Raw genomic sequence first — 5,254 nt, 5'->3', positions numbered from 1 at the left:
CTGAAGCCCTGTGTCAAGCCCTGCTGCGAACTAGGAATGCCTACACTCATAACAATGGGATAATAAACGGATCAAAAGACGTCCTAACACCGAAATCTGTGATAAAAATATATAATTTAATATTTAATCTAATCACCCATTTCAGCGACGTAATTCAAGAAAAAATCGACACATTTGATTAAACGGGGGGATACCATATAGCTTAGCCCAGAATATTCAACACCTGTAAAGCATCGATTTCGCGTGGATCCACCTAGGCTCCCGAAGGCTATTCATACGTCGTCACAAAGACACCACTACTCTGCGCACTGACAAACCGCGAAGGCAGGCTCCCCTGGAGTTCCCCTCCATCCTCACCCACAGTCATCTGTAAATTCGCAAAGAAATCCTCAGATTTTTACCGACTCTCACGCTGAGAGGGCCATGTAAGGCATCTAGGACTCTAGAAAATCCACGAAATCCAGCAGTTCGATCAAAAAAACACAGATGGCAATTACAGTAGTGATCTTCGACGCATTCGGCACAACGCTCCGGATCGGCGCTCCCACTCATCTATATCGCCAGCTGCTGCGCGGAGCTACTAAAAATGGTCGCCGCCGTATCCCAGGCGATGTCCGCAAACTGATGACCCATGATGGAGGAATACGGGAAACTGCTGATCTACTCGGCATCCGGATCACGCCGTCACGCATGGCTGAAATCGAGTCTGACCTTCAACGCGAGATCGAATCTGTCGAGGTGTCCAGGATGCACGCGATGCGACCGCACCCATAGCCAGACATTCCATAACTATCGCACGTCAGGATTTAGGCGTGGGAGTGGGTTGAATCAAGCAGAACATACGTGCAAAAAAGGGTGCAGCCACCCCCTAGGGGTTTAGAAGTTACCGCTGTGGGAGCGAGCGACGATGCTTGCACACCGTCTCCCAACGACCCAGGCGGAAACGTTCGTATTGCCTTACAGGCACTACCTTCTCACGATTGCTCATGATCAGTTTCTCCATCCGTCCTCAGCGGGCTGCTGAGCGCCTTCACACTCCGTATGCGAAGCAATGCACGTTGAATGCGCGGCGGTACTAGAGATCCTTGGGGGTAGCTGCGAAGGCAATACTAGCAAGGACAGATGCGGTTGAGAAGGCCATTGGCCATCACCACCAAAGCATCTGCCTTAGACTTTAGTAGCCCCCAACCTGGTGCCAAAGGCTGATGAGATGAGGCTACAGCGTCAGGCCATCATCAGGTTGTAGTGATCTTCGAAATCTGTAGCAACAAAGATCTTTCTGAACTGCTCCTGGTATTGCCTAGGGTCAATGCCCCCAAATTCTCCCAAATTGACGGGGTCAGAGTGTGATTCGCGGTTGATGTAGCGATATAGAGCTCGGAATTCAGGGTTCGCATCGGACAGTTCATCGATCACCTTCCAGAGCTTTTCCTTACGCTGCACAAAGCCAAAGTAATATTCCAGGATGTTTCTCATCATGTTTGGGATGAGGGCTGACGAGGCTCTGCCTTCAAGGGCATCCTTCATCGTGTGCCAGAAGGCATGGTAGTCATTTCGGATGTCCTGCCTCTGAAGGGGCTGGATAATACTGTGATTGGCCTTGGAGACCTTGAACAAAGCCATCTCATTGTCACGCCGGTCGTCCTCTATTAGCTTGATCAGCTCATGGTAAAAGAACAGGTTGTGGGTCATGACGATGACCTGCTTGAAGCGATTGGCCGGCAGGAGTACGTGCTTGCGGATGAGCGAGGCGACATCGTAGACGTAATTGTGGGACAGGCTGGAAATTGGATCGTCGATCACGACGATGCGTTGGCTCTTGAGCTTCTTCGACGCGGAATCCAGCTCTCCGTTGCACACCTCTAGGAAGTAGAGGAACGAGATCAGCGTCTTTTCCCCCTCGCTGAGCGTGTTGAAAACCTTCTCTTTCGCCCCAGCCCTCTGCAGTCGGTATTGAGGGAAAGGGCCCTCCTCTTTAACCAACTCGAAGCCTTGCAATCCCAGTAACCCGAGCCAACGGTTGATGTTCTCGACAGCCTGATCAATGTTGGTGGTTTGGGATGTGTACTCTGCTTTTTTCCTTCGAAGCTCGATGATTTCGTCACGCATGGCTTGCACGCTTTCACGTTTCTTGTTGCGAAGCTCTCTGAACTCCTCAATTTTTGGAAGCGTGTCTCGCAGCAGCTCATCGCAAGCGTCTCGATAGCAGTACCAGAAACGCTCGGTGATCATCACTAGATGCCTACTCTTCTCACGCAGCTTGTCGTTGAAAGCTTTTATACGAACCTGCTCCACCTCAATCAGCTGATTGATGTCTGCGATCAGATCGTCGCTTGAGGAGAGCGTGACCACGATAGAAGGATTCGAAACCTTCTTATCGATCAAGGAGAGGTTATCGATCAGTAGCGCTTTGAGGTCGGCAGTCAGCTGAGCCAGTTTTGGAGTGGGGTAGTCTGCGTTGTCAATTTGGGCAACCAGCGTTTCCATTCCGGAACTGTACTGCGACCGTAGCTTTTGCAGCCGGCCGAGCCGTTCCTCATAGGTCTTGTCGAACACCTTTTTGATGTCGTCGTAGAAATTTTTGGGCAGGTTTTGCTGGCAGAGCGGGCATTGCTCGGCATTTAATTCGAGGTAGCCGAAAGATTGCTTCACCCAGTCGGAGTTACCCAGGGCAAGGATCAGGGCTGAGAGGTAGGACTCGTCAGAAGCGACGATCTGCTCCTGGAGCAGTGAATCTTGCTCGACCACCTTCGCCCAGAAGGAAACGCTCTGAATGGAGGGGATGGGCTGGTCATTAGCCTTGACCAGCTCATTCGCTTCATTTGCTAGTAACTCAAAGGTGTCTGGGGTCTCCGAAAACGCCAGACTAGTGACCTTATCAAGCATGCGATCCTTGGTGTGGACGCCCTGCAGACAGTAGGCTAGCGCCGTCGACTCTACCTGCTTACGCAGGGCCCAAATACCGTCCTTAAAGGATTGCTCCAAGGCCTCTTGAGCGGCTCTGGACTCCTTCCCTACCGTCATTTCTGCTTGGCAGTCGGCTTCCAATGCTTGAATCGCGGCCTCAGCCTCCCTGAGCAATTTCTCAGCCTCAACGTTGTCTTCGTTGAGAGTGAATACACCTGGCTGACTACCCCCATGAAAATTCTTCTCGATGAAGGCTTGGTTGTAAACGCAGATATCAGGCTCAACGGCTTGCTCTGAAATGCTGCAGCGTCCGAATGACGGATGATCCAAGGTCTGCAGATAGTTACCGATCGTTGACTTCCCCGCCCCATTTTGGCCGTAGATGAGGTTTATCTTCTTCAGTGGCCCAAGCACCACTGGAGCGACTGGGGAGTAGCTGGAGACATCACACAACGATACGTTTAGCAGCATGAGGGCAGTCCTTGGCAACCGGCCGATCTGGTTTGGATCAATGATATGGGGCTATCTGCTGATGTTGATAGCACTATTGTGGCAACGAAAGGGCTGCCCGCACTCCCCGCTTAGCTCGGTAGTAAGCAATCCCCCAAATGAGTACATTTGTACTCTTGGCCGTATCAAGCCTTTGGACGGACGCCTCACAAACTTAAGAGGAGCAAGCCGGCCTCTTCGAGCCCGAAACGTCGATGGCCATGACCAAGCGGCTCTTCGCGCAGACACCAAGCCTTAACTGATGACCGACCCGTCGATGGCCATGATGGATCTGAACGCCACGCCATGAGCCTCGAACCCCAGCTTTGGCCATTCAGACCTGTAGTTGAGAGAGTCATGGTGATGTCCATGCACGACCATTTTTGCGCCCATTGCCTGGGCGAGCTCATCGATCTCTGAAAAGCCGTGCGGGTGGCAGCTCGGAGCCTCGTGACAAACCAAAATGTCCGCCCTCTCCATCGCGAGAGAGAAGTAGTCGTCCGGGTAGATTGCAGAAACCGCGTGCTGCTTCTTCGTCGCTAGGATGTCTTCGTGCTGAGGTCTGAGCGCCAGGCGGTCGAGGTAGTCTGCGTAATTCTGGATGCCGGTTCCGGGCTGCCTGATAGCCAGACTTGCGACTCGAAGGTGCCACCCAGCCCCGCTATACGATGTCCAGCAATCTCTACTACCCGGCCATGCAGACTGCGCTCCGTGAGGCCGCAAGCATGGAGGTTATGCCAGTACGACGATTTGTCGCTGTCGTGGTTGCCGTGGATGAACCAGATCTCTGTCTGCTCTAGGATCGAGCGCAGGATAATGTCCAGGGGTAAGCTGCATTCGAGGTCACCCAGGAAGACCACTGCCTCGGGGCGATGGAGCTTCACCAGCCTGATCACATGATCGAAACGCCCATGTACGTCGCCCAGAAACCAAATCACTCGTTTCCCCATGTATTCCTATATCAGCACGGTGTGATCGACTCGATTTTTTCGGTGATTTGCCTCCAGTAGCTGTGCAGCAAATAACCACTGATGACAACGGCCTCTGGGAATGCGAGCCTGATCCATACACCGCTGCCGCTCACGACAAAAGGAGGCCGGACGAGCCTGTCGACTCCGCTCTCTGCAACAATATCGACGGGCTGGCACCCGAAATCCACGGTATTGTCAGGCAGCTCTAACACTCGAGCAAAACGCGTTTTATACTTGCGCTTAAACATGCAATCAAATGGTTATAAATTCAAGGCTCTCATCGCAAATCGCGAGAGCCTTGAATATTACTAGGAATAAAACACAAACCCATTATGGACAGACACAATTCGGAACATACTCAGCTCTACAGCCGCAGTTTGCAGCCGCTTGGCTACACATATTGGGGCTTAGTCCATTGAAGCACTCTCGAGTCATGTTTCTCGAAAGCCAACAGCAGCCATTCATCGTTGCACGATCCTCCTCACTAGGTTGGTACCCGTTCAAAAAATCCTCAACTTCTTTCCGTAGATTTTTGGCATCAATCGAAGCTTCTTCGCTCATTCTACACCTCGCATAAAGGGTTCCCCCTCAATAGGCATAGACGAGCTATGCGAATAGTCAAGTGTATCATTACCTCACGTACAAGACACTGCATCAGTAAGAAATTCAGGACAACTGCCAAAAAATTTTGGCTTTCATGGAAAAATATCGCTAACTCTCAATGTAAAAATTCGCCCCCGGAGCTCGGCCTTGGAGTTCAATGTGCTGATTAAGAGCTCCGCAGCGGATCTTCGATCGGCATAGGCATCTCTAAGCGAATACCGGAAAAGACTCTAAGAATGTAACTCCCAGCGCTAACAAACCCACCTATTATTTCCTACTAATAT

General features: G+C 51.5%; 2 protein-coding genes. Both read right to left on the bottom strand.

What is annotated here, in order from left to right:
- Positions 1–1,224: 1,224 nt before the first annotated feature.
- Positions 1,225–3,378 carry an AAA family ATPase gene (locus ACK59H_RS22605; protein ID WP_060477691.1) on the bottom strand — a complete coding sequence of 718 codons (2,154 nt, stop codon included), beginning with the start codon at positions 3,376–3,378 and terminating at the stop codon, positions 1,225–1,227.
- A 557-nt stretch (positions 3,379–3,935) separates the two neighbouring features.
- Positions 3,936–4,346 (bottom strand): metallophosphoesterase, encoded by a 411-nt coding sequence (locus tag ACK59H_RS22600; protein WP_409264949.1) that lies wholly within the window; start codon positions 4,344–4,346, stop codon positions 3,936–3,938.
- Between the last annotated feature and the right edge of the window lie 908 nt (positions 4,347–5,254).

The sequence above is a fragment of the Pseudomonas sp. KCJK9000 genome, assembly GCF_046230725.1.
Classification (GTDB): domain Bacteria; phylum Pseudomonadota; class Gammaproteobacteria; order Pseudomonadales; family Pseudomonadaceae; genus Aquipseudomonas; species Aquipseudomonas promysalinigenes.
Note: the sequence above shows the minus strand (reverse complement) of the source record. Positions and strands in the feature narration are given on the sequence as shown.